1 protein-coding gene and 1 pseudogene are annotated in these 1,645 nt (G+C 72.9%); one reads left to right on the top strand and one right to left on the bottom strand.

All coding sequences use genetic code 11. From position 1 onward, the window contains the following. Positions 1-364, bottom strand: a pseudogene (locus tag ACFV9H_RS41425) (hypothetical protein); the annotation flags it as partial. Between the two features lie 77 nt (positions 365-441). Between ACFV9H_RS41425 and ACFV9H_RS41430 the strand changes: the two are divergent. After that, a complete protein-coding gene (locus tag ACFV9H_RS41430) occupies positions 442-1,437 on the top strand; it encodes a YncE family protein (protein WP_385409178.1) in 996 nt (331 codons plus the stop codon). Positions 1,438-1,645 lie beyond the last annotated feature (208 nt).

Here is a 1,645-nt window from a genome sequence, read left to right on the forward strand (position 1 = left end):
CGGGCGCCTCGGCTTTTACCCGCGGGGGTTGGGGGGGGTTCTGGTCGCCTTGGTTTTCCACCCCGTGGTCCAACACCCGGGGGGCGAGTCCCCGCCCGGCGCCCCCCCCGCCCGGGCGGGGGGGCCCGACGAGGGGCGCCATGTGCTGCCAGCCCTCGCCCCAGCCGGCGAGGTGCCGGCGGGCGTGCGCGGGGAAGCCCGGGTCGGCGTACGCGGCGGAGCCCTCGTACAACTCGTGGCGCGGGCCGACTATCTCGTAGGGGCCGCCGAAGGTGGCGTCGAGGTGCTGCCACATCCGATAGCGCCAGGTGTAGTCGCCGGCGCGTCCGATGGTCATGGAGTCGCCGACGAACATGAAACGCATCCGGTCATCATCGCGGATACCCCGCCCTTGAGCAGCTGTGATGCCGGACACGCGGGGCGGGCCGGCAGGCTGGGGGGATGCGCATGCTGCCCGTGTCATCCGCCGTTGCCGTCGCCCTTTGCGTCGCCCTGTCCGCACTGCCGTCCGCGGCCTTCGCGGCCGGGACCCCCGGGGCGTCCTCGTTCACCATCGCCGACCCCCGGATCAAGGAGTCGAGCGGGCTCGCGGCCAGCCGGATCCACCCGGGCGTGTACTGGACGCACAACGACAGCGACGACGGCCCGTACGTGTACGCCGTGGACTCGGCCACGGGCAAGACGGTGGCCCGGGTCACGCTCACGGGCATCGGGAAGCCGCGCGACGTCGAGGCGATCTCCCTCGGGCCGGACGGGCAGTTGTACGTCGGGGACATCGGCGACAACCGGAACGGCACCTGGGACCACGTGTGGATCTACCGCTTCCAGGAGCCGAAGGAACTGGGCGATGTCACGGTCAAGGCGACCCAGTTCACCGTGCGGTACGCGGACGGGCCGCGGAACGCGGAGGCGTTGATGGTGCATCCGGTGTCGGGGCGGGTGTACATCGCGAGCAAGGACGAGAACAAGGGCGGGCTGTACGAGGGCCCGCAGGAGCTGTCGACCGGTTCGGCGAACGTGTTCCGGCGGGTCGCGGACGTGCCGTGGGTGACGGACGGGGCGTTCTCCCCCGACGGGGGCCGGCTGACCCTGCGGGGGTACTTCATGGCCCGCAGCTACCCCTGGAAGGACGGACTGCCCCAGGGGGAGGGCGAGCGGGTCGACGCGCCGTGGCAGGGGCAGGCGGAGTCGGTGACGTACACCCCGGACGGGGGGACGCTGATGTTCGGCGCGGAGGGCGAAGCCAGCCGTGTGATCGCGGTGCCGGTGGCCGCGCCGTCGGCAGCCCCGTCGAACTCCGCGGCCCCCGCCGCACCGGGTGGCCCTTCCGCGGCGGAGCCGCGGGGCGGCTTCACGAAGGGAGCCGTGGTCCTGGCGGTCGGCCTGGCGGTGGTCTTCGCGGCGAAGCGACTGCTCCGACGCGGCACCAAGCCCTAGCCGGCAAGGCTGAAAGCGCCGCTCCGCGGCCCCTGGGCTCCGCCCAGACCCGCGCCTCAAACGCCGGCGAGGCTGGATTTCGGCTGCCGTCCCCTGCCAAGCGCGCCTCAAAGATCCGGGGCTCCGCCCCAGACCCCGCGCCTCAAACGCCGGCGAGGCTGAAATTGCCCTCCGGGCAATCCAGCCCGGCACGATCCAAGTCCGGCCG

The sequence above is a fragment of the Streptomyces sp. NPDC059874 genome, assembly GCF_042731135.1.
GTDB lineage: Bacteria > Actinomycetota > Actinomycetes > Streptomycetales > Streptomycetaceae > Streptomyces.

What these genes read in the sequence shown, in the direction of transcription:
- ACFV9H_RS41430 (WP_385409178.1), top strand. Translation starts at nt 442, where the DNA reads ATGCGCATGCTGCCCGTGTCATCCGCCGTTGCCGTCGCCCTTTGCGTC.